15 protein-coding genes and 1 pseudogene are annotated in these 22,902 nt (G+C 69.9%); 7 read left to right on the plus strand and 9 right to left on the minus strand.

Annotated features, from left to right (window positions below; translation table 11 throughout):
• The first annotated feature begins 151 nt into the window (after window positions 1–151).
• Together AB0B90_RS30785 and AB0B90_RS30790 are read left to right on the plus strand one after the other, a co-directional pair.
• Window positions 152–1,156, plus strand: a complete 1,005-nt coding sequence (locus AB0B90_RS30785) for an iron-containing redox enzyme family protein (RefSeq protein WP_350941920.1) — start codon at window positions 152–154, stop codon at window positions 1,154–1,156.
• Window positions 1,157–1,185: 29 nt separating this feature from the next.
• Complete coding sequence (locus tag AB0B90_RS30790) at window positions 1,186–2,415, plus strand: glycosyltransferase family 2 protein (protein WP_362926036.1); 1,230 nt, start codon at window positions 1,186–1,188, stop codon at window positions 2,413–2,415.
• Here the strand turns inward: AB0B90_RS30790 and AB0B90_RS30795 are convergent.
• From AB0B90_RS30795 to AB0B90_RS30805, 3 genes and pseudogenes are all read right to left on the minus strand, one after another.
• A pseudogene (locus AB0B90_RS30795) lies at window positions 2,379–2,573 on the minus strand (hypothetical protein); the annotation flags it as partial. The gene AB0B90_RS30790 and the pseudogene AB0B90_RS30795 sit on opposite strands and share 37 nt — an antisense overlap.
• A gap of 53 nt (window positions 2,574–2,626) precedes the next feature.
• Window positions 2,627–4,405 carry a protein kinase gene (locus AB0B90_RS30800; RefSeq protein ID WP_362926037.1) on the minus strand — a complete coding sequence of 593 codons (1,779 nt, stop codon included), beginning with the start codon at window positions 4,403–4,405 and terminating at the stop codon, window positions 2,627–2,629.
• A 703-nt stretch (window positions 4,406–5,108) separates the two neighbouring features.
• Entirely contained in the window at window positions 5,109–5,429 is a 321-nt protein-coding gene (locus AB0B90_RS30805) for a plasmid stabilization protein (RefSeq protein WP_350941915.1), read from the minus strand.
• A 304-nt stretch (window positions 5,430–5,733) separates the two neighbouring features.
• Here AB0B90_RS30805 and AB0B90_RS30810 point away from each other — a divergent pair, with 304 nt between their 5' ends.
• The 5 genes from AB0B90_RS30810 (at window position 5,734) to AB0B90_RS30830 (ending at window position 13,970) form a co-directional block, all read left to right on the plus strand.
• Window positions 5,734–5,952 (plus strand): hypothetical protein, encoded by a 219-nt coding sequence (locus AB0B90_RS30810; protein WP_362926038.1) that lies wholly within the window; start codon window positions 5,734–5,736, stop codon window positions 5,950–5,952.
• 148 nt (window positions 5,953–6,100) lie between these two features.
• Complete coding sequence (locus AB0B90_RS30815; RefSeq protein ID WP_350941913.1) at window positions 6,101–7,900, plus strand: thiamine pyrophosphate-requiring protein; 1,800 nt, start codon at window positions 6,101–6,103, stop codon at window positions 7,898–7,900.
• A gap of 7 nt (window positions 7,901–7,907) precedes the next feature.
• Complete coding sequence (locus tag AB0B90_RS30820) at window positions 7,908–9,011, plus strand: enolase C-terminal domain-like protein (protein ID WP_350941911.1); 1,104 nt, start codon at window positions 7,908–7,910, stop codon at window positions 9,009–9,011.
• A 150-nt stretch (window positions 9,012–9,161) separates the two neighbouring features.
• Window positions 9,162–12,056, plus strand: coding sequence for an FAD-binding and (Fe-S)-binding domain-containing protein (locus AB0B90_RS30825; protein ID WP_362926039.1), 2,895 nt, complete (start codon window positions 9,162–9,164; stop codon window positions 12,054–12,056).
• A gap of 129 nt (window positions 12,057–12,185) precedes the next feature.
• A complete protein-coding gene (locus AB0B90_RS30830; RefSeq protein ID WP_350941908.1) occupies window positions 12,186–13,970 on the plus strand; it encodes a glycoside hydrolase family 15 protein in 1,785 nt (594 codons plus the stop codon).
• Window positions 13,971–13,981: 11 nt separating this feature from the next.
• Here the strand turns inward: AB0B90_RS30830 and AB0B90_RS30835 are convergent, their stop codons facing one another.
• From AB0B90_RS30835 to AB0B90_RS30860, 6 genes are all read right to left on the minus strand, one after another.
• Complete coding sequence (locus tag AB0B90_RS30835) at window positions 13,982–15,379, minus strand: SDR family oxidoreductase (protein ID WP_350941907.1); 1,398 nt, start codon at window positions 15,377–15,379, stop codon at window positions 13,982–13,984.
• A 282-nt stretch (window positions 15,380–15,661) separates the two neighbouring features.
• Window positions 15,662–17,941 (minus strand): catalase, encoded by a 2,280-nt coding sequence (locus tag AB0B90_RS30840; protein ID WP_362926040.1) that lies wholly within the window; start codon window positions 17,939–17,941, stop codon window positions 15,662–15,664.
• Window positions 17,942–18,504: 563 nt separating this feature from the next.
• Window positions 18,505–19,839, minus strand: a complete 1,335-nt coding sequence (locus tag AB0B90_RS30845) for a hypothetical protein (protein WP_362926041.1) — start codon at window positions 19,837–19,839, stop codon at window positions 18,505–18,507.
• Between the two features lie 39 nt (window positions 19,840–19,878).
• Window positions 19,879–20,805, minus strand: a complete 927-nt coding sequence (locus AB0B90_RS30850) for a hypothetical protein (RefSeq protein WP_350941903.1) — start codon at window positions 20,803–20,805, stop codon at window positions 19,879–19,881.
• 5 nt (window positions 20,806–20,810) lie between these two features.
• On the minus strand, window positions 20,811–21,317 hold the full coding sequence (locus AB0B90_RS30855) for a hypothetical protein (protein ID WP_362926042.1): 507 nt from the start codon (window positions 21,315–21,317) through the stop codon (window positions 20,811–20,813).
• Window positions 21,318–22,117: 800 nt separating this feature from the next.
• The gene (locus AB0B90_RS30860; RefSeq protein WP_362926043.1) at window positions 22,118–22,858 is read right to left on the minus strand and encodes an ankyrin repeat domain-containing protein; all 741 of its coding nucleotides are present in this window, start codon (window positions 22,856–22,858) and stop codon (window positions 22,118–22,120) included.
• Window positions 22,859–22,902: the final 44 nt, after the last annotated feature.

Raw genomic sequence — 22,902 nt, forward strand, 5'->3', positions numbered from 1 at the left:
ACGGCGGCATGCACATCGGGACCCATTCATCCACCAGGCCGGAGAGCCCGCCGCGCGGCCTCGCGGGGAGAGACCCCTCGGGAACCTGAAGCTCCACCGGTCCATCACCCCCCCTTCCACCCGCAGCCTTTCGCCGACACGGGAGATCGTGATGCAGCTTCCCACGCCTCGGGGTCCCCTTACCGCCGCGCTCTTCGAACGGCTGAGGCGTCCGCCCCACCCCTTCGACCCACCGCCGGCACCGGCCGAAACTCCCGCCATCGCCGACGAGGATCTCCAGCTGGCGCTCTTCACCTGCTACGAGCTGCACTACCGGGGCTTCGAGGAGGTGGACGAGGAGTGGGAATGGGAACCGTCGCTGCTGGCGATGAGGAAGGTGCTGGAGCGACGGTTGGAGAACGGTCTCGCGCGAGCCGTACCCCGCCCGCCGTGCCCACCGGACGTGCCCGTGCGACGTGCCCTGGCCGAACTGGTGACCGCCGACGACGGCCCCTCCCTGTCGGCCTTCCTCGCCCGGCGAGCCGATCTGGAGCAGTTCCGCGAGTTCGTCACGCACCGGTCGATCTACCACCTCAAGGAGGCCGATCCGCACACCTGGGCGATCCCCCGGCTGGACGGCCGCCCCAAGGCCGCACTGGTGGAGATCCAGGCGGACGAGTACGGCGGCGGGCGCGTCGAGAAGATGCATTCCGAGCTGTTTCGGGCCACCATGCGCGGGCTGGGCCTGGACGACTCCTACGGCGCCTACCTCGACCGGGTCCCGGCGATCACACTGGCGATCTCCAACACCATGTCGCTCTTCGGTCTTCACCGACGCCACCTCGGGGCGCTGCTCGGCCACCTGGCGGCGTTCGAGATGACCTCCTCGGCCCCCAACCGCCGCTACTCCACCGGACTGCGCAGGCTGGGCGGCGACGAGGCCGCGAGGCGCTTCTACGACGAGCACGTACAGGCGGACGCCGTCCACGAGCAGATCGCCGCGCACGACATGTGCGGCGGCTTCGTCCGCGAGCACCCCTCGCGGGCCGGCGACGTCCTGTACGGAGCGGCCTGCGCCCTCACCCTCGATCGGCTCTTCGCCGAGCACGTCATGGATCACTGGCGGTGCGGTGCCTCCTCACTGCGCGAGACGAACGTGATGGCGGAGAGCCGCTGACGAACCCCGACACGGAGACGGACCCCGACATGGACCCCGATGTGGCCCTCGATATGAACCCCGGCGTGGACCCCGGCGTGGACCCCGGCGTGGACTACGTGCTGCCGCTGCGCTGGAGTGACGACGCCGGTCTTGAGGAGTTCACCGCCTACCTGCGCCGGCTGCGCCCGCTCGTCCGCGTCATCGTCGTCGACGGCTCACCCGCCGCGCTGTTCGCCCGGCACGCCGCCCGCTGGGAGGGCCTCGCGCTGCACGTACGGCCCGACGGTGACCTCGACTTCGCCAACGGCAAGGTCAACGGGGTGATCACCGGGTTGCGCCTGGCCCGCGCGGAGCACGTGGTCATCGCCGACGACGACGTCCGCTACGGCGAGGGCGAACTGGCCAGGATCGACGCCCTGCTGAGGAACGCCGACCTGGTACGCCCGCAGAACCACTTCGATCCGATGCCCTGGCACGCCCGCTGGGACACCGCCCGCACCCTGCTCAACCGCGGTTTCGGCGCCGACTATCCCGGCACGTTCGGGGTGCGCCGCTCGACCTTCCTCGCGATGGGCGGCTACGACGGGGACGTCCTGTTCGAAAACCTTGAGCTGATCCGCACCGTCCGCGCCCACGGAGGCCGGGAGGATCGCCCGCTCGATCTCTACGTTCGCCGCCTGCCGCCCGATCCGCGCCATTTCTGGTCCCAGCGGGTTCGCCAGGCCTATGACGACCTCGCGCAGCCGGCCAGGATGGCGTTCTTTCTCGCCATCGCACCCGCTCTCGCCGTCGCGCTGCTACGACGGCGCCCCGGACCGGCCCTGGCCGGGGCCGGGCTGGCGGTGGGCCTGGCCGAGATCGGTCGTCGCCGCGCGGGCGGGCCACAGGTCTTTCCCTTCACCGCCGCGCTGTTCGCCCCGGTATGGCTGCTGGAACGGGCCGTCTGCAGCTGGCTCGCCCTCGCGACCCGATTTCTGCGCGGCGGCGTCTTCTACGCCGGACGCCGGATACCGGCCGCCGCCCACCCGCCCCGCCTGCTCAGAAGGCGCGCTCGGACGCGTGCTCAGAGGCGCGCTCGGACACCTGCTCAGACGTCTACCCAGACTCAGACGTGTGCTCAGACTCAGAGGTCTGCTCAGGCCGCCGCGTCCGGCTCGCTCGCGGCCCGGAAACCGGCCCGCTTGTGCGAGCCGTCGCAGAACGGCTTGGAAGCGGACAGGCCACAACGGCACAGCGCCACCGTCGTCCGGCCGGGATCGATGACGGCCCCGTCCTGAGTGAGCAGGGTGAACGGCCCTCGGATCAGCAGCGGCCCGTCCTCACAGGAGGTCACCGTGACCGAATCATCCATTTTTGAGCGCATATCGCCCCTGTGCCCACCGCGCCCCGGAGAAAACGCCGGTTCCGCGCCCTGACGGACCCGCCCCCGTTCCATCGATTTACCCGCCCATTGCTCAGCAGACCGTACACATACCGCTCGCGGCCTCGTCAGCGGGGGACGTAGCAGTAGTTCGAACTGTTCTTGAAACGGTGGACGGCCTTCGGCTCGTCGAACCGCCACCGGCAGCCGGCGTCACGTTTGGCCTGGGTCAGATACATGGTCCGGTCTCCCTTCCGCATGACGCAGTACGCCCCCGGCGTGGGAGTTTTCCGGTATTCCACCCACTCCCAGCCGATCGTCCTGCAGTATTCGGTGAAATGGCCGGGACCGAGCTCGACGAGCCGCGTCGGTTCGGGCGACGAGCGTACGGGGCGCGAGTCTCCGCTCGAAGGTTCGGTGCCGACGGAGGGTTCGCGGGAGGGCTGGGGCACCGCCGGTTTCGTCGCGGGGCGGCTGCTCGCGACGGGGTCGGACACCGATGATGTGGGAACCGCCTCCGGAGAGACGGTCCCCACACCGATGGAGGCCCAGATGGGGCCCGCGACGTCCCTCGGCGTTCCTGTCCCACCGCTCGTTTCTGCCTCCCCGATCGTTCCTGTCCCACCGCTCGTTTCCGACTCGTCGATCGTTCCTGTCCCACCGGTCGGCGCCGACGAGGTCCGCGGCCCGCCGGCCACCGGCACGGTCGAGTCCCCGACGGGCACCAGAGCGACGAAGGCCCCGGCGACTCCCACGACGACCACGGCGGCGGCTACCGCGAGGACCGTCGTACGCCTCTTCCCGCGCCTTTTGAGCGTGTCCGGGTCCGTGGCGGCGCCCATGACGCCGGAAGCATCCGCTCCGCCCGGCGAACCCGCCACTCCGCCCGGCAAATCCACCGCTCCGCTCGGCGAACCCACCGCTCCGCCCCCGCTCGGGAGACTCGACTCCCTATCCCTGACCGGCGAGCCACCTCCGCCGTTCCCGCCCGGCGAACCGGGCGTCCCATCTCGGACCGGTGATCGCGAAGCGCCGTCTCCCGTGGGGGCGTCCGGTCGGTCGACGGCGGAGGTCTCCCGTGAGTCGACGGGAGCGGCCCCGTTTCCGCGCACCAGCCGATCGAGGATCTGCTGCGCCGTGGGCCTTCGGCCGGGGTCCTTGGCGAGGCACGCGGCGAGCAGGTCCCGCAGCGGTGTCTCGATCCCGTCGAGGTCGGGATCGAGGTTCACGATCCTGTTGATGATCACGGGGATGGCGTCGTCGCCGAACGGCGGACGGCCCGTCGCCGCGAAGGCGATGGTGGAGGCCCAGGCGAACACGTCCAGGGCGAGACCGGGCCGACCGGCGCTCAGTTGCTCGGGTGCCATGTAGGCGGGCGTTCCCACGACCCTGCTGGTCACCGCACCGGTCACCGCGAGGTCCCGGGCGATGCCGAAGTCGATGACCCGGGGCCCGTCCGGGCCGATCAGCACGTTCTGCGGCTTGAAATCCCGATGGACGATTCCGGCGTCGTGCAGGGCGACCAGTGCGGTGGCCGTACCGATGGCCAGGCGCTCCAGGGCGCTGCCCGAGCGCGGCCCCTCCTCGGTCACCACCTCCTGGAGCGAACGGCCAGGGACGTACTCGCTCACGATGTACGGGTGGTTTCCCCAGATGCCGAAATCCAGCACCTGTGCCGTACAAAAACGGGCGACCCGTTTCGCGACTTTCAGCTCACGTTCGAAGTCATCACGGACGGCGCTGTCCCTGCCGAGCCGGATATGGAAGAGCTTTACGGCAACAGGAGTGCCGGAATCCGCCTCACCCAGATAGACGACGCCCTGCCCGCCCTCCCCGATCCTCCGGACAATGCGATAGGCGCTGATTCGTGAAGGCTCCCCGGACTGCATGGGTTGATCGTCCGTCATGCACCCTCCCCCGGATATGAACTGTTCGACGCGAATGTCCACCGGTCGGCGAGCCGCCGGCCGGACCACACCCCGAAGACGGTGGCAGGGGCGGGCACGTCCACGGCCGGGCTCGCACGGATCGAGGTCGATGCGAGATCGTCCGGCACGTCAGGAAACATGGCCGAATCCCGAGTTTCGGCCTCAATGTCCCCGCACGGATCCATAACTCAAGTCATCATAGGATCGACATTATGCACGTACAACAATTTTCAACATATCGCCGCACCACTGAGATTGCATCTCATATAAATCCCCCGGCCATGCGACCGTGACACTCGTGCGGAATTCCCCGAACAGAGAATGACATCCCATGGGGAACGGCATGGCCGCACCGCTTCCTTCCATCCGGCGGAGATTCACCAAACCGCACGCCCGAGCTCGGACACCGTGGCCCGCATTCGCCCGGCGCACGGGCCTTCACCTCGCACCCGACGGCCGCGTTCCCGATATCCCGGGCATCCCCCGGCACCCCACGGCATACCAAGATCCCGGGACATCCCAGGATCTCCCAGGGCATCCCTGACCGGCGCCAACGGCCCCCGGACGATGTCAACGGTGTTCTCGACGAGCACCGTCGAAACCGCGGTCCGCGTGGCACCGGTCTTCAGGACGACCGCCTCGCCGTCGCGCCCGACGCCGACCGGGCCCTAACGGCCGATCACTAGCCGACCGCCTTCTCCAACTGGGCCTTCGTCATCTTCGAACGCCCCTTGACGTTGCGGCGCTTGGCCTCGGCGTACAGCTGGTCCCGCGTCCGGCCACCCGCACCCGAGTGCGAACGCAGCCCGCCGCGCCGGGAGGAGGAGATGTCCTGGGTCGAGGTACGGCTCGCGGTCCGCGACTCACCGGCCCTCGCCCGCTCCTTGTTCACCGTGCGGGCCGCGATCTCGGTCGCCCGCTTCTCGCTCTCGCCGCGCTCGCGTGCGCTCTCCTTGATGTGCTTGTACTGTCGTTCCCGCTTGGGACTCGATCCCCGAGGCATGACGATCCCCTTTCCTTGATCCTTTCGTCGTTCGTGCCCTTGTCCGGTCCGTGCCCCAACGCCTTCCGGACATGCGGGCACCGGCCGAATTCGGCTCGCCACCACCGCTGGACCTTCCGGGCACGAGGAGCCGGACTGCGTCCGCTGATCGGCGCACCCGCCGCCGGACCCCCGGATCACGAAGCGGGTGTCGACAAACAAGCCAATTGAGTTATATGTCAGCTTTTGTGGTGGTTTGACGCTGGTCGGGGTAGGGGAGCAGCAGGAAAGATGACCGACGGCACCACCGGCCGGGAGGAGGGTCATGAGGAAACCGCCGAACGCCCGGCTGATCGTCTCCTGCATCGCTTTCGTCATCCTGCTGGCGCTCACTCTCGGGGCCGGGATCTCCCAGAGGTGGCCGCTCTTCCTGGCGGGCATCGCGCTGACCGCGCTGGCCGCCGCCTACGCGCTGGTCACCGGGGAGTGGCTGGCGACCCTGCGCAGGGGCGGTCCCACCAGGTCCGGACCCCGGCGCCACTGAGCTCCGACGACCGGCGGCCGACGGGAGGACACCCGGATCCCACGGGAACCCCGGGACGACCGGCCGGCCCGGAGCAGACCGGCGAGGTGGGCGAGAGACGGGGTGAGAGCGGTCGGCCGCCTGTATCCCGACCAAGGGGGGATGACCGATGACTTCGACGACCGTTGCCGACTATGTGCTGGAACGCCTGCGCGAGTGGGGGGTCCAGAGGATTTTCGGCTATCCGGGCGACGGCATCAACGGCCTGCTCGCCGCGTGGGGACGGGCCGGGGACCGGCCGGTGTTCGTCCAGGCGCGGCACGAGGAGATGAGCGCGTTCGAGGCGGTCGGCTATGCCAAGTTCGGCAGGCGCCTCGGGGTCTGCGCGGCGACCTCGGGACCGGGCGCGATCCACCTGCTCAACGGTCTCTACGACGCCAAGCTCGACCACGTCCCGGTGCTCGCGATCGTCGGCCAGACCAACCGCAGCGCGATGGGCGGCTCCTACCAGCAGGAGGTCGACCTCCTCTCGCTCTACAAGGACGTGGCCGGCGAGTACGTGCAGATGGTCACCGTGCCCGAGCAACTGCCGAACGTGCTGGACCGGGCGATCCGCGTGGCACTTGCCGAGCGGGCCCCGACCGCGATCATCCTGCCCGCCGACGTACAGGAACTCGAGTACACCCCGCCGGGCCACGAGTTCAAGATGGTGCCCTCCAGCCTGGGCATCGACTGGCCGAAGATCTTTCCTGACGACGCGGCGCTCCACTACGCCGCCGACCTGCTCAACGCCGGTGAGAGAGTCGCGATCCTGGCCGGTTCCGGCGCTCGAAGTGCCCGTGCGGAGCTCATGGAGGTCGCCGAACTGCTGGGGGCGGGCGTGGCCAAGGCACTGCTGGGCAAGGACGTGCTCTCGGACGAGCTGCCGTACGTGACCGGCTCCATCGGGCTGCTGGGCACCCGGCCGAGCTACGAGATGATGAAGGGCTGCGACACGCTGCTCACCGTCGGCTCCAGCTTCCCCTACACCCAGTTCCTGCCGGACCTGGACCAGGCGCGGGCGGTGCAGATCGACATCGACCCCAAGCTGATCGGCATGCGCTACCCGTACGAGGTGAACCTGGTCGGCGACGCCGCGACCACCCTGCGGGCCCTCATCCCGCTGCTGAAACCCAAGCAGGACCGCTCCTGGCGCGAGAGCATCGAGGCCGGCGTCGAGCGATGGTGGGAGACCATGCGGATGGAGGCGATGGTCGAGGCCAAGCCGGTCAATCCGATGCGCCTGTTCCACGAACTGTCCCCGCTGCTGCCCGCCGACGCGATCGTCACCGCCGACTCCGGCTCGGCCGCCAACTGGTACGCCCGCAACCTGCGCTTCCGTGACGGCGTGCGTGGTTCGCTGTCGGGCACGCTGGCCACCATGGGGCCGGGCGTGCCGTACGGGATCGGCGCCAAGTTCGCCCACCCGGACCGCCCGGTGATCGTGTTCGCCGGTGACGGGGCGATGCAGATGAACGGCCTGGCCGAGCTGATCACCGTCAAGCACTACTGGCGCGACTGGTCCGACCCGCGGCTGATCGTCGCGGTGCTGCACAACAACGACCTCAACCAGGTCACCTGGGAGATGCGCGCCATGCAGGGTTCGCCCAAGTTCCCCCAGTCGCAGACCCTGCCGGACGTGGACTACGCCGCCTTCGCCGCGAGCCTGGGCATGGGGGCGTTCACCGTCGACAGCCCCGAACAGGTCGCGCCGGCCTGGGAACGTGCGCTGGGTGCCGACCGGCCCGTCCTCCTGGACGTGTACGTCGATCCTGACGTGCCTCCGATCCCGCCGCACGCGACCTTCGAGCAGATGAAGGACTCCGCCGAGGCGCTTCTTCGGGGTGACGAGAACCGTTGGGGCGTCCTGCGGGAGGGGATCAGGACCAAGATGCAGGAGTTCCTGCCGCACCGCGACGGCGGCGGGTGAGCGGCCCGTGACCGGCCCGCTCGTCGATGCGGTCGAGGCGAGCGCCTACACCGTCCCGACGGACGCGCCCGAGGCCGACGGGACGCTGGCCTGGGACTCGACCACGATCGTGCTGGCGCGGGTGCGGGCCGGTGGCGGCACCGGACTTGGCTGGACGTACGGGCCGGCCGCCTGCGCCGCCGTGATCGGCGACCGGCTCGCCCCGGCGGTGCGGGGCCGCGCGGCGCTGGACATCACCGGCGCCTGGCAGGCCATGGTCCGCGCGGTGCGCAACGACGGCAGGCAGGGGGTGGCCGGGTACGCGCTCTCCGCCGTGGACGTGGCACTGTGGGACCTCAAGGCCCGCCTGCTGGACCTGCCGTTGCACCGGCTCATCGGCGCGGCCCGCGAGGAGGTCCCGGTCTACGGCAGCGGCGGCTTCACCACCTACGACGACGGCGCGCTCACCCGCCAGCTCGCCCACTGGACCCAGGAACGGCGGATCCCCCGCGTGAAGATCAAGATCGGGGAGTCCTGGGGCGCGAACCCGGGTCGCGACCTGGAGCGGATGCGCCTGTCCAGGAAGATCGTGGGTGCGGACGTCGAGCTGTTCGTGGACGCCAACGGCGGCTACACCGTCAAGCAGGCCGTCCGGGTGATGGGGGAGGCGGCCGGGCTGGATGTGCGCTGGCTGGAGGAGCCCGTCTCCTCCGACGACCTCGACGGGCTGCGCGAGGTCCGCGCCGCCGTGTCGCCCGAGGTCACCGCCGGGGAGTACGGCGGTGACCTCACCTATTTCCGGCGGATGTGCCAGGCGAGGGCGGTGGACTGCCTGCAGGCCGACGTGTCGCGCTGCGGCGGGATCAGCGAGTGGCTGCGGGTCGCCGCCGTCGCCGCCTCGTACGGCCTGCAGCTGTCCGGACACTGCGCGCCGCACCTGCACGCGCACGCCGCCGCGGCCGTTCCCAACCTGCGCCACCTGGAGTGGTTCCACGACCACGCGCGGATCGAGACGATGTTCTTCGACGGGACCCTCGACCCGGACGACGGGCTGTTGCGGCTTCGCCGGGACGCGCCGGGACACGGGCTGAGCCTGCGCGACGCCGACGCCGAACCGTACCGGGTCGGCTGACGGCGTCCGCCCGGTGTCCGACCAGGTATGGCTTTCAGCGGCGGTAAGGTCCGAGGGCACACCCCGATCCCGGCGGAAACGAAAAAACTCCACGCCGGAAAATTACCTTTTTTCACCCTAATGTGAATTAGGTCGGGTATGTAGCGATTTGTGTCCCTTTATCGCAACCTCAGAACCCGGGTGGACGGGGAGGTGCGATGCGACGAGGGGTCGCTCGCCGCCTACGCCCACGATTCCTCGAACTACCGCCAGACCCCGTCCGTGGTCGTGGTGCCCCGCACCGTGGAGGCCGGGGCCGAGGCCGTGCGCGTCTGCCACGAGCACCGGACGCCGGTGCACTCCCGGGGCGGGGGAACCAGCCTGGCCGGGCAGTGCTGCAACGAGGGCGTGGTGATCGACTGGTCGAAGTACTGCACGCGACTGCTGTCGGTGGACGGCGAGCGGGCCCTGGTCGAGCCCGGCGTCTGCCTGGACGACCTCAACGCCGAACTCGCCGACCGGCACCTGATGGTCGGCCCCAAGCCCTCCACCCACGACACCTGCACCATCGGCGGGATGATCGGCAACAACTCGTGCGGCGCCTCGGCACAGGCGTACGGGAAGATGGCCGACTCGGTGATCCGGCTGGAGGTGCTCACCTACGACGGCCTGCGGATGTGGGTGGGGGAGACCTCCGAGGAGGAGTACGAGCGCATCCTCACGCTGGGCGGGCGCCGGGCGGAGATCTACCGGGCGATGCGAAGGTTGCGCGACGAGAACCTCGCGCTGATCCGGACCCGCTACCCGAAGATCCCGCGCCGCGTCTCGGGCTACAACCTGGACTCGCTGCTGCCGGAGAACGGCTTCAACGTGGCCCGCGCGCTGGTGGGCAGCGAGTCGACGCTGATCACGGTGCTGCACGCGGAGATCGGACTCTTCCCGGTGCCCCGGTTCCAGTCGCTGGCGGTGCTGGGCTACCCCGACATCGCCACGGCGGGCGACGCGGTGCCGAAGATCGTGAAGCACCGGCCGCTGGCGCTGGAGGGGCTCGACCACGAACTGATGGACCTGGCCAGGGTCGAACACGTCGCCGGGCTGGAGGTACTGGACAGGCTGCCAGAAGGGTCGGGGTGGCTGATGGTGCGGTTCGGCGGCGACACCCGCGAGGAGGCCGACGAGCGGGCCAGGAGGCTGCTCGGCGAGGCCGCGGGCGCGCACACCACCTATCTGGACGACCCCGCGGAAGAGGAGCGGGTGTGGAGGATCCGCGAGGCCGGGCTGGGCGTGACCGCCTACCCACCCGACAATCCCGACACCCACGAGGGCTGGGAGGACGCGGCCGTCCCGCCGGAGCGGCTCGGCGACTACCTGCGCGACTTCCAGGCGCTGCTGAACCGCTTCGGCTACCACAACTCCTCTCTCTACGGGCATTTCGGGCAGGGGTGTGTGCACACCCGGATACCGTTCGACCTGGACGACCCCGAGGGAGTGGCGAAGTATCGCGGATTCGCGCAGGACGCCGCGCGCCTCGTCGCCTCCTACGGCGGATCGCTGTCCGGCGAGCACGGCGACGGGCAGTCACGGGGCGAGCTGCTGCCGATCATGTTCGGCCCCGAGGTCGTCGGACTGTTCGGTGTCTTCAAGCGGATCTGGGACCCGGAAGGGCGGATGAACCCCGGCAAGATCGTCGATCCGTACCGGCTGGACGAGAACCTCGACCACCTGGACTATCACCCCGCCGAGCCGAAGACGTACTTCGACTACCCGGACGACCACCACCGGTTCACCCACGCCGCCGCCCGCTGCGTCGGCGTCGGCAAGTGCCGCTCCGACTCCGGCGGGGTGATGTGCCCCAGCTACCGGGTCACCCGGGAGGAGCGGCACAGCACCCGGGGCCGGGCCCGCATCCTGATGGAGATGATGCGCGGCGAGACGGTCACCGGCGGCTGGCGCTCCAGGGCGGTGCACGACGCGCTCGACCTGTGTCTGTCCTGCAAGGGCTGCCGAGGTGAGTGCCCGGTGCACGTGGACATGGCCACCTACAAGGCCGAGTTCCTCTCCCATCACTACCGGGGACGGCCACGGCCGGTCGCGCACTACTCGATGGGCTGGCTGCCCCTGTGGGCCAGGATCGCCGCCCTCGCGCCCGGAGCGGTCAACGCGCTCACCCACACGCCCGGCCTGAGCGGGCTGGTCCGGCTCGCCGGAGGTGTCGACCGGCGTCGCGAACTGCCGCGCTTCGCCGCCGAGCGCTTCACCGACTGGTTCCGCGACCGGCCGCCACGAGATCTCGACGGGGGCGAGCCGGTCGTACTGTGGCCGGACACCTTCACCGACAACTTCCGTCCCGGCGCGGCCGTGGCGGCGACGCGCCTGCTGGAGGCGCACGGCTACCGGGTCGAGGTGCCGCCGGTGCCGCTGTGCTGCGGGCTCACCTGGATCTCCACCGGCCAGCTCGGCACCGCCAGGCGCGTGCTGCGCCGGACCGCGGCGGCGCTCGCCCCCCGGCTGCGGCGGGGGATGCGGGTCGTCGGGCTGGAGCCGAGTTGCGCCGCCGTCCTGCGCTCCGACGCGCCCGAACTGCTGCCCGGCGACCCGGACGTGGAACTGCTCGGCCGCCGGATCAGGTCGCTGTCGGAGATGCTGCTCGACCGGGCACAGGTCGCCCCGCCGCCGGGTACCGGAGTGCGCGCGCTCGCCCAGCCGCACTGCCACCAGCACGCCATCTGGGGCTTCGAGGCCGACACCAGGCTGCTGGAGCGCGTCGGGATCCAGGTCGAGGTGCTGGACGTGGGCTGCTGCGGGCTCGCGGGCAACTTCGGCTTCGAGCGCGGCCACCACGAGATCTCGACCGGCGTGGCCGAGCTGGGACTGTGGCCCGCCGTGCGGGCGGCGGACGAGGGAACCAGGATTCTCGCCGACGGCTTCTCCTGCCGTACCCAGATCGAGTCCGGCACCCACGCGAAACCGGTTCATCTGGCCGAACTCCTCGCCGAGGTGCTGTTGCGGTCGCCACCGGCCCCCGCGCACCGGCAGCAGGAACGGGTGCGCTCGGGCGCCCGCTGAACCGTCTCGCCGACCCCGGCCTCCCGTCGCGTATCCGACGGAGGGAAAGCGGGCCGTGAGCGCCCTGCCCCCAGACAGGGGAGTCCGATTCCATGCGGCCCTGACACGCCGAGAAGGGAGGCCGACTCCATGACGAGCGAGGACACCGTGGGTTTCGCTCCGCAGGTGCTTCGGCAGTACGCCTTTCTCGCCGACGGGTACCGCGGTGCCCTCATCGGTCCGCGCGGGGACATCTGCTGGCTGTGCGTGCCGCGATGGGATTCCGACGCCGTGTTCACGAACCTGCTCGGCGGCCGCGGCGTGTACGCCGTCACACCCGTCGACGCGCGGTTCGTGTGGGGCGGGTTCTACGAGGACGGCTCGCTGATCTGGCACAGCCGGTGGGTGACCTCGCACGGCATCGTCGAGTGCCGCGAGGCCCTCGCCTTCCCCGCCGATCCGGAACGTGCCGTGCTGCTGCGCCGGATACGGGCCGTGGACGGCCCCGCCCGGGTGACGGTGATCCTCGATCCGCGGGCGGGTTTCGGCAGGCGGTCCCTGCGCGAACCGCACCGCGAGTCGGGAGTCTGGACCGGGCGCACCGGCGACCTCCATCTGCGCTGGACGGGTGCCGAACACGCCGGCCGAGGAGCGGGGGGAGAGCTACGCGCCGACCTGCGGGTGCCCGAGGGAGGGCATCACGACCTCGTGCTGGAGCTGGCCTGCCGGCCGTTCGACGTGGCGCCCGTCGATCCGGTGACGGCATGGCGCACCACCGAACAGTCGTGGCTCGTCACCGACCCCTCCCTGCGGGGGTACGTCGCCCACCGCGACGCCGTACACGCCCACACGGTGCTGCGGGGCATGACGACACCGGGCGGCGGCATGGTCGCCGCGGCCACCACCTCGTTGCCCGAGCGCGCCGAGGCAGGCCGCGACTACGACTACCGCTACACCTGGATCCGCGATCAGTGTTACGCGGGCCGCGCGGCGGCGGTCGCCGGTCTCGACGATCTGCTGGACGCGGCGGTCGCGTTCGTCACCGCACGGCTGCTCGCCGACGGCCCTCATCTGGCCCCCGCCTACACCACCGGCGGCGACCGGGTGCCCGAGGAGCGCCCGCTGCCGTTCCTGCCCGGCTACCCGGGGTCGTCGGTCAGGGTGGGCAACCGGGTGACCGGGCAGTTCCAGCTGGACGCGTTCGGCGAGGCGCTGCTGCTCCTCGCCACCGCCGCGCGCCGGGATCGGCTGGACATCGACTCCTGGAACGCCCTGGAGAGCGCGCTCGACACCATCGCACGACGGTGGCGGGAGCCGGACTCGGGAATCTGGGAGTTGCCCCCGCGGCAGTGGGTGCACTCCAAGCTGATCTGCGTCGCCGGGCTGAAGGCGGCGGCCGACGTCGCCCCGGCCAGGCAGGCCGCTCGCTGGAGCACCCTCGCCGATACCGTCCTGGCCCACACCGCACGGCACGGACTCCACCCGTCCGGCCGCTGGCAGCGCGCTTTCGACGATCGACGAGTGGACGCGGCCCTGCTCATCCCGGCCGTCCGCGGCGCCCTCGCGCCGGATGATCCGCGGACCGTCGCCACGCGTGCGGCCGTACACACCGACCTCGAACGTGACGGTTACCTCTACCGCTTCCGGCAGGACGAGCGGCCTCTCGGCGAGGCGGAGGGTGCCTTCGTGATGTGCGGGCTGATGGCCGCGCTCGCCGCCTACCAGAGCGGAGACGAGGTCGAGGCGGTCCGCTGGTTCGAGCGCAACCGTGCCGCGTGCGGCTCACCGGGCCTGTACACCGAGGAGTACGACATCGGGCAGCGGCAGTCGCGCGGCAATCTGCCCCAGGCGTTCGTGCACGCACTGCTGCTGGAGTCGGCGGTGACACTCTCGGCGCGGGGAACCGGGCTAAGCGGTGCGCGTACCCTCCCGTGACGCGGCCGGCGTCACGACCTGCCGCTGTCGCGCAGTCCGGCCAGGCTCCAGGCGAGGGCGACCCCCGCGTCGGAGAGCGCGACATGGCGCCAGCGGTCGTCGACCACCCCGAGCGCCACGGCGGTGCCCGCGTGCACCAGGTCGATCACGGCGCCACCGGCGAGCACCGACCGGCTGGGGCGAAGGCCCGACCAGGCCGCCTGGCCCAGCTGCCTGGCCCCCAGCAGACGGGCGACGACCTTCGCCCCGCGACTCCTTCTCCCCCCGAGGACGCGGAGCACCTGCGAGGGCGCCAGCAGCAGTGCCAGCCCCCATGCCGCGCGCGTGACCTCGATCGCCCGCACCGGTGGCATCGACCGCTCCTCGAACGGCCCGCGCCACCTCGTTCCCTTCGCCGTACGCCCGTGCGCCCATGCCAGGGCGCCCAGCCCCGCCGTCAGGGCCGAGGCCCCCGCGAGCAGTCCGTGATGCTGGGAGGCCCAGAGCTGAGGGCTGCGCGTTATCGCCCTGTGGTCGAAGGAGCCGTGCGCCCCCTCGTCGGTACCGGGTTCCTCGTCGGCCGGACGCCACAGGTTGGGAGAGGTCCGGTGGGTCACCTCGGTGGTCTGCTGGGAGGCGTAGCCCGTCCAGGCCAGGTATCGGTCCAGGAGGCCGGGGATCACCGCGTTGGCGAGGAGCGTCGCCGCGGTCGAGACTCCCACCCAGTATTCGCGCCGCCGCGGGTGCTCCGCCGCGTACAGGATGGCGTCGGCCGGGATCTCGGGCTCGTAGATCGGGGGAACGGGCTGGGGATGGCCGGGCAGGCGCGACAGCACCCAGTCGAACTGCGGCGTGTTGACCGCCGGCATCTGCACCATGGTGACCCGTACACCGCTTTTGTCGTGCAGCAACTCGCAGCGCAGCGACTCGTTGAATCCCTGGATGGCGTGCTTGGCTCCGCAGTACACGCTCTGCAGCGGAATCCCGCGGTACGCCAGTGCCGAGCCGACCTGGACGACCACACCGTGATCGCGGGGAAGCATCCGCTTCAACGCGGCGCGCGTGCCGTTGACGAAGCCGAGATAGGTGACCTCGGTCGCGCGGCGGAACTCCTCGGGTGTGATCTGCGTGAAGGGGGCGAACACCGACGCGAAGGCGACGTTCACCCACACGTCGATGGGACCGAGTTCGTCCTCTGTCCGCTCCGCGGCGGCGTCGATCTGATCGTGATCGGCGGTGTCGGCCTCGATGACCAGCGCCTTTCCGCCCGCCTCACGCACCTCACGCGCGGCCCCCTCCAGGCCGTCGGCACCTCGGGCGATCAGCGCCACCGCATCGCCCCGGGCGGCGAAACGGCGGGCGGTGGCCCTGCCGATACCCGCGCTGGCTCCGGTGATCACTACGACGCGTCGTCCATCTCGTGTTGTCATGGCTCGACTCCCATCGTGCAGAGTCGATTTACCCTGACAAAAACGACATAACACGCCAAAAGGGTTAATGTTCTCGTGGTCGACGCGCCCCCTGAGGTGGCGCGCCCGGAGATACGGCGTCACCGGCGCACGGGGAGAGGCCGCCGTGATCGCGCGCGTCGACGTCGAGGTTGGCCGGTGTCACCGGCGTGCGGGGAGAGGCCGATGGCCGTCCGTGGGCCGACGAGCCGGAGTACGCGCTCATCGGCCCACGAGGCCACCGCCTCGCCCCGAGCGTTCCCGTCAGGTGATGTCGATCGCGGTGGGGAAGCGTTCCCAGACCCGGTGCTGCCCCAGCAGCCGCACGACCTCCCCGAGCACGCCGTCGCCGCTCTCGCCGACGAGCACGCCGGGTGCCGCGGTGTCGATCCCCGCGGCGGTGAGCGCCCGCTCGGCGTCTCCCCAGCCACCGAGCGGCTTGGCATGGCGGAACGCCTCGCCGAGCATCAGCAGCACCCGCGGGTCGATTCCCGCGGCGAGCGTGCCGGTGCCCGCCTTGGCGTCCCGGGCGCCGTAGGCGTCCTTGCCCGGTGCGGGCGCACCGGCCAGCAGCAGGGCGTCGAACTCCACCGACCGGGCGGTGGCGAAGGTGCGCTGCACGGTGACGGGATCGCCTCCGTCCGCTCCGAGCACTCCACCCGCCGGGGCGACGACCAGCGGCACCATGCCGCCGTCCAGGATCGCCTGGCGAACGGCGCGCACCGTCTCCAGGCCGCTGTTCTCACCGACGACGATGCCGACGATCCGGCCGGTGGTGGGCCAGGTCCGACCGAGCTGGGAGAGCGCGGGGCTGGGCTCGACCGGAGCCGACGGCCCCGTCGGCTCCGGCACGGGGAGACCCAGTCCCGCGGCCACCTGCGCGCACAGGTACGAGTCGATCTCGGCGAGCACCCGCAGGGTGCGCTCCTTGATCGGCTGCTCGTAGACCTTGCCGAGCTCGAAGGTGTACGCGGAGATGACGTGCTCGCGCTCGACCGGGGTGAGGCTCAGCCAGAACTGGCGGGGCTGGCTGAAGTGGTCGGCGAACGACGCCGGAGCCTCGCGCACCTTCCGGCCCGCGACCTGCACCGGCCTCTCCACGTAACCCCCCTGCTGCTGCCCCGCGAAGAAGGGGCAGCCGCCGTCGAGGGAGTTGGGCTTGTAGGGGGCGACGCCCGCGTGCACCGCCGTCTGGTGCAGGCCGTCACGCAGCATGTCGTTCACCGGGGCGTGCGGGCGGTTGATCGGGATCTGCGCGAAGTTGGGGCCGCCCAACCGGCTGATCTGGGTGTCCAGGTACGAGAACAGGCGCCCCGCGAGCAGCGGGTCGTCGGTGATGTCGATACCGGGTACCAGGTGACCCGGGTGGAAGGCGACCTGCTCGGTCTCGGCGAAGTAGTTGGTCGGGTTGGCGTTGAGGGTGAGCAGGCCGATCGGCTGAACCGGCGCCAGCTCCTCGGGAACGATCTTCGTCGGATCCAGCAGGTCGATGCCCTCGAAGGTCTGCTCGGGAGTGTCGGGGAACGCCTGGATACCCAGCTCCCACTGCGGGTGGGCGCCCGCCTCGATCGCGTCGGCCAGGTCGCGCCGGTGGAAGTCCGGGTCCATGCCGTTGATGATCTGGGCCTCCTCCCACACCAGCGAGTGCACCCCGGCCTTGGGCTTCCAGTGGAACTTCACCAGCGTCGTCTCCCCTTCGGCGTTGACGAGCCGGAAGGTGTGGACACCGAAACCCTCCATCGTCCGGTAGGAGCGGGGAATGGCCCGGTCGGACATGTTCCAGATGGTGTGGTGGGTGGCCTCGGTGTGCAGGGACACGAAGTCCCAGAACGTGTCGTGCGCGCTCTGGGCCTGGGGGATCTCCCGGTCGGGGTGCGGCTTGGCCGCGTGGATGACGTCGGGAAACTTGATCGCGTCCTGGATGAAGAACACCGGGATGTTGTTGCCCACCAGGTCGAAGACACCCTCACCGGTGTAGAACTTCGTGGCGAATCCCCGCGTGTCACGCACCGTGTCCGCCGACCCCCGTGACCCGAGAACGGTCGAGAAACGCACGAAGACCGGGGTCTCGACGCCCTCGGCGAGAAACGCCGCCTTCGTCACCGTCGAGGCGTTGCCGTAGGCGCGGAAGACGCCGTGCGCGGCGGCGCCGCGGGCGTGCACGACGCGCTCGGGAATGCGCTCGTGATCGAAATGCATGATCTTCTCGCGCAGGTGATGGTCCTGCAGCAGCACCGGCCCGCGGGGGCCGGCCTTGAGCGAGTGGTCGGTGTCCGCCACCCGCAGGCCCTGCGCCGTCGTCAGATACTCGCCCCCCTGCGCCCGCGCCGCCGGCGGCACATCGGTGGGTTGCCCGGTCGGGGTGAAGGGATCGGGGCCGCTCTGGTCGGGCTTGGGCGGCAGAGGCGCCCGGGGCTCGGTCGGCTCATCCGGCGACGGTGTCCCGCTGCTCGGCCGGCCGGGGACCACACCCGAAGATCCATCGCCCGACACGGCGTCGACCACCTTGTCGACCGTTTCCTTCATCGGATGAGACTTCTCCATCGTTCCCCCTCAAGGTGTGACGGCACCGTGTGAGATCACGTTCGGTCCTCGGGGTCCGACGCGCCCAGGGCGCGGTCGGACCGCCGAGAGCCGGCGGCGTTACGCGATGCCCCGGCTTCGGCACATGACCTGATCACGGTTATGGGATCCCGCTGCTCACGCCCCGGAATCCCCGTTCTTGACCGGCTCCGCGACACGGGGTGCGGACATCGTTCGTTCGGACGTGTGCCCTACCCGGCGACTCCACACTCCATGAGCGGCGCTTCTTTCCACGTGAGGCCAGGTCTTTACCCGCTCCCTCGTGGGCAAACGTCCAACCGCCACTCGCCCTCGCCATCCCCTACCTGCGAAAAGCCACGCACCACCCCGCGATGAGGAAGTGCCCGATCCGGAGGCGTCGCGTGTCGTACGCCGACAGCGCCTTTACCTCTTTCCAGTCGCCCCAGCGGACGTCGGCCGACAACCTCGGGACGTCTCGGCCGCAGGAGCGCCGACTCGGAGTGTCCGTCCCGGTCTCGTACGCACCGGGCACGGACACCTCGGCTCCGACCTCCGTCCGCGTTTCAGGAAGCGCGGTCGAAGCCCGCGGGGGCGTCGGCACCGACCGGAGTGGCGGCGGCGGGTCGGTTGGACTGGCAGCGTTGCTTCTCGGATCCGGTCATCGGGCCGGTGCGCTGGTAGAGACGGTCGGACAGCTCGGTGGCGGGATAGTCAAGAACGGTGTACAGGCGCCACTCGGTGTGGGGGTCGGCGGGAGCCGGGCTGGTGATGAACCAACCCTCCGTACGGCGACGCCCCGCCTGGGTCTCCACCCATGAGGCCTCGGCGGGCTGGGCGACCTCGGTGACGTTGTGGGTGATGGAGGTGACCCAGCTGGGAGCCGTTCCGGCACCGGTGGCGAACTGCTGGGCCATGGAGCTGGCCGCGCCCGCGCCGCCCGGCAGTCCGGCCTTGACGGGCAGGTCGCCGTAGGAGCGCCCCGCGACGGTGACGGGACGGTCGCGGGTCAGGGCGTTGCGGGTGCAGTTGATGTAGGTGTCGCCGTTGACCTTCGCGGGCTCGTAGTAGGTGTAGGAGTAGGCCTCCTGCGGCGTGAAGGAGCAGGTGCCGGGCGCGCTCGCGCAGTGGTTGACGGCGTCGGCGACCGGCCTGCGATCGTTGCCGTAGAAGGCCTGGGAGGCCGGCAGCGCGGTCTTCGGAATGGTCTTGTCCACCGGCGGCGGGATCTGGGTCGCCCGCACATCGGCGATCAGAGGTCCACAGTCGCCTCTGGCGTTGTCGGCGACGGGCACCTGGGAGGTGAAGGTGAGCAGTGGCTCGTGCTCACCGGCGGTGAAGGTGTAGCTCTGACCGGTGCGCCAGACACCGGTGCCGAGGACACCGGGTTTCTTGTCCGGGTCCGGAGCAGTGGTCCGAGCGTCGGCCTGACCGCCGTCGCCCTCGACGATGTAGGCCTGACCCTGGCTGAGGGCCGCCGGGGTGCAGACGGCGGCCACGCTGGGGCTGTCGTCGAAGGTGACGGTGACCTGGGCGCCCGCGCGCACACCGCGCAGCCGCTGCTTGAAGGAGTGAGTGGTGGCGTTCGGGAGGCGAAGCATGACGGCCGTCTTGCCGTCGGGGTGGCCTGAGACGGTGCCCGCGTAGCGGGCGACGCCGGAGGATGTGCCGGATCCGTTGGTCGAGCCGACGGACCAGCCCTGAACAGCCGTCCAGTTCGGGCCGGTGCCGGTGAAGGCCGGCAGGGCGAAGTCGCCGTTGATGACGGCGACCGGCTTGGTATCGGGTCCTGTGATCTGCGCGGACGCTGTGGCAGGGGCGGCGGGCTGTGCTGCCAGCCCCAGGGCGAGCAACAGTGCACCGGCGACGGCGGCCCTGACGGGAGCGTGCGGTGATGTCATGATGATCTCCACGGAAAAAGGGGCACTTGGGCGGGGCGGTCAGGAACGTTCGGCGGCGAGCACCGTGCGTTGCCTCAGCCGCGCGCCTTCCGGCAGCGCGGGAAGGATCGTTGAGCGATCAGCCCTGCGGAATCCGCGATTGACGGTGTCTTCCACGGCGGTCTTGCTCGCGGGCCGCAACCGGTCACAGGTGTCGCCCGGCACGGTGAAGGTGTCGGCGACGAAGGTGCTGGTGTTCACGGTCGAAGGGCCGTCGACCGTGACGTTGCGCACCTGCAGGCCGCCGATGGTGATCTTTCCCGCGACCCGCTGCATGGCGGAGCTGGCCCCGAAAACCAGGGCGTCGCCCGAGCGTACGGTGGTGGTGTACTGGGTCGCCTCGGTGTTCTCGGTGGTCCAGCTGCGCTGATAGTGGAGCTTGAAGGCGCCCTCGAACGCGCCCTTGGCGCCGAGCGAGCCCGCCAGCTTGCCGTTGCCGTTCGCCCCTCCTTTGGCGCTGAACGCGGCGTATGGACCTTGCTGGGTGTTGGGTGTGGTGAAGGTTCCGCTGCCTTCTCCCGACACCCCCGCGGAGACCTCTCCGGAGGCGTTGACCTGCCCCTCGACCGAGATGTTGCCGGTTATCTCACCGCCGAGGTTGTCCGTGCTGCCGGTACGCAAGGTGACCTGGCGTTCCACGGTGATCGGGTCCTTGGTGCAATTGATGACCGCGTTGCCCAGGGACTTGACGGCGCTGTAGTACTCGCCAGAGGCCTGTGAATCGATGCGGAAGCGGCAGGCACCGGGATTTTCCGCGCACCGCCTGACCGCCTCGTCCACCGATGGCAACGGCTTGTCGCCGTCGAAGGCCTGGGCGACGGGAACGTCGGGCACACCGGGTGCGGAGGTGGCGAAGGCGGTCGCTGGAACGAGCGTGACCAGGACGGCGGTGAAGACCAACGGTGTCCGACGAAGAGAAGATTTCACGGCGATCATGGGTTCATCAGCTCGCAGACACCGGTCAGCTGGGAGAAGTCAGGGGAGTCGCGCAGTACGGCGGGCAGGCCCGCGGCGAACTCGTCACATGTTTCCGCGATGACAGATGCAGCGTTGTCCGAGGGGGCGGGCCGGAAATTGGCCAGTGCCTGCCGGGTGTCGTCGAGGTCCTTACGCTGCTGGCCACCGTCGCCGATGAGGTTTTCCATGCACTGCTTCGAGGTTGGAGGGCATTCCTCCACCTTCTTTTTCGCTTCGGCGATGTCTTCCTTCGCCTTGGCCGTGTCCTTCTTGGTCTCTTCTCGGTCGGCGTCGACGCCGCCGCGTTCCTCCTGGGCGCCGCACGGTTTCGGCTGCCCGTTGGGACAGGTCTCCTCTTCGGGAGGATCGGCGTGGAGTGTGGGGTGAAAGGTGGCGGCCATGGCCGCGGGGACAGGAGCACAGGCGATCGCCAATGCCGAGGTGAGCATGACGAAGAAGCCGGAGATGCGGATGGGATGCATGGTCCTCTTCCGACGGGGCGAGTGAGTCAGGTTTCGCTCATCAACAAGACGCACACACAAAGTAGCGATCAGAACACACAGAGCAAGATCTCCGTGCCTGGCGTGTCCCCGATTCGATGGCGCCACCCACGGCCCGCATGCCGCCCCAGCCGCCGGTCGACCGCACGTCGATCACTTCACCCGATCACCCGGAAGATCCCAAAAGGCCACTTCCCTGCCGGAAAATGGCCTCTGAGCTGCGTGGGGCTACCAGGACTTGAACCTGGGACCTCTTCCTTATCAGGACCATTCACCGCGAGATCGCGGGGCCTCGGCCTGTCCGGCGACGGTGACCGATGGCCGTGGCCGTAAGCGGTTGTGTGGGGCCGTTGCAGTACACGTTGCAGTACCCGCCCCGTCCCCTTGGTCTGCCCGTACCCGACGCGGGCGCGCATACCTGGTCCGCCTGATCGTCCCGTCTGCCTCGTCCCACCGCGAAGTGGCAGCAGGCCGGCGACGAAGGGTCAAGCCCGTCTTCGCGTGTACCTCGACGGGCCGCCGTTCCACGGTCATGGGATGCCAACGGTCACAGACGGGCTTGACCTGTAGGAGCGGGCCTGCTGGGCTTGTCTGGGACGTGGCAGCGGGACGATCAGGCCACCACCTCAGCCACCTGGGACCGCGCGCCGGCTCCCGGCGATCATCCCGGAGCCGAGGCCCCCACCGGAGGCATCAAGGTGTTGGGTAGCCCGAGCGCCGGTGGTTCGGGGGCGTCGCGTTCCGTCGTCGGGCTGTAAGCCGTTCGCGATTGATCCGGGCTGTCAGCTCATCTGCTCGGCCTTGAGAGCTCCTTGTGAGCGGAGCCAGTCGATCACTTCGGTCCCATTGCTGCGGATTGCGGCGTCCAGGGGCGTCAGGGACTCCCAGGTTGGGAGCCAGTTCAGGTCGGCGCCCTGGGACAGGAGGAACTCTGCGGTGCGGCGCTGCCCTCCGTGACAGGCCAGCCAGAACGCATGGCTGATCTCCTCTTGGATAGGCGGGTCTCCCGCGACGAAGTCCGTGACGAGATCGAGGATGCCCAGAGCCGCCGCGTCACCAAGCAAGGTCTTGGCTCCTCTTTCGACGAGGCGATGCGCCGCGTTCCATTGAGCAAAGGCGACAGCATCGGTCAACGGCGTGCCGTCGGCGATGACTGCTCCCGGGGCCTCGATGTCGGCGCCCGCGTCCAGCAGGGCGTCCAGGACCTTGACGTCGTCGCTGCTCGCGGCCCAATGCAACGGGGTCTCGGTGTGCGGGCCGGTGAATCTCGCGTTGACGTCGGCTCCTGCGCTGACAAGAGTGGCGACGGTCGCGGCGCCGTTGGGGAAATGGCCGGGCCAGTCGGTGACTACGTGCAGGAGCGAGCGCGACATACCGCCTTCTGTATCCGGGCTATCGCCGAGTCGGGCCGTCGCGAGACCGGGATTCTCGCTGAGCAGTCGACGCAACGCGGCTTGGTCGCCGGTGTGGATCGTGTCTACTACGGCAAGTGCCAGCGGTTCCTCGGTACTTATGACCAGCATGAGGCGCCCTTTCGAGGGGACGTTTCTGCCGACCGTACCGTCCG

The organism is Streptosporangium sp. NPDC049078 (assembly GCF_040648855.1).
Taxonomy (GTDB): domain Bacteria; phylum Actinomycetota; class Actinomycetes; order Streptosporangiales; family Streptosporangiaceae; genus Streptosporangium.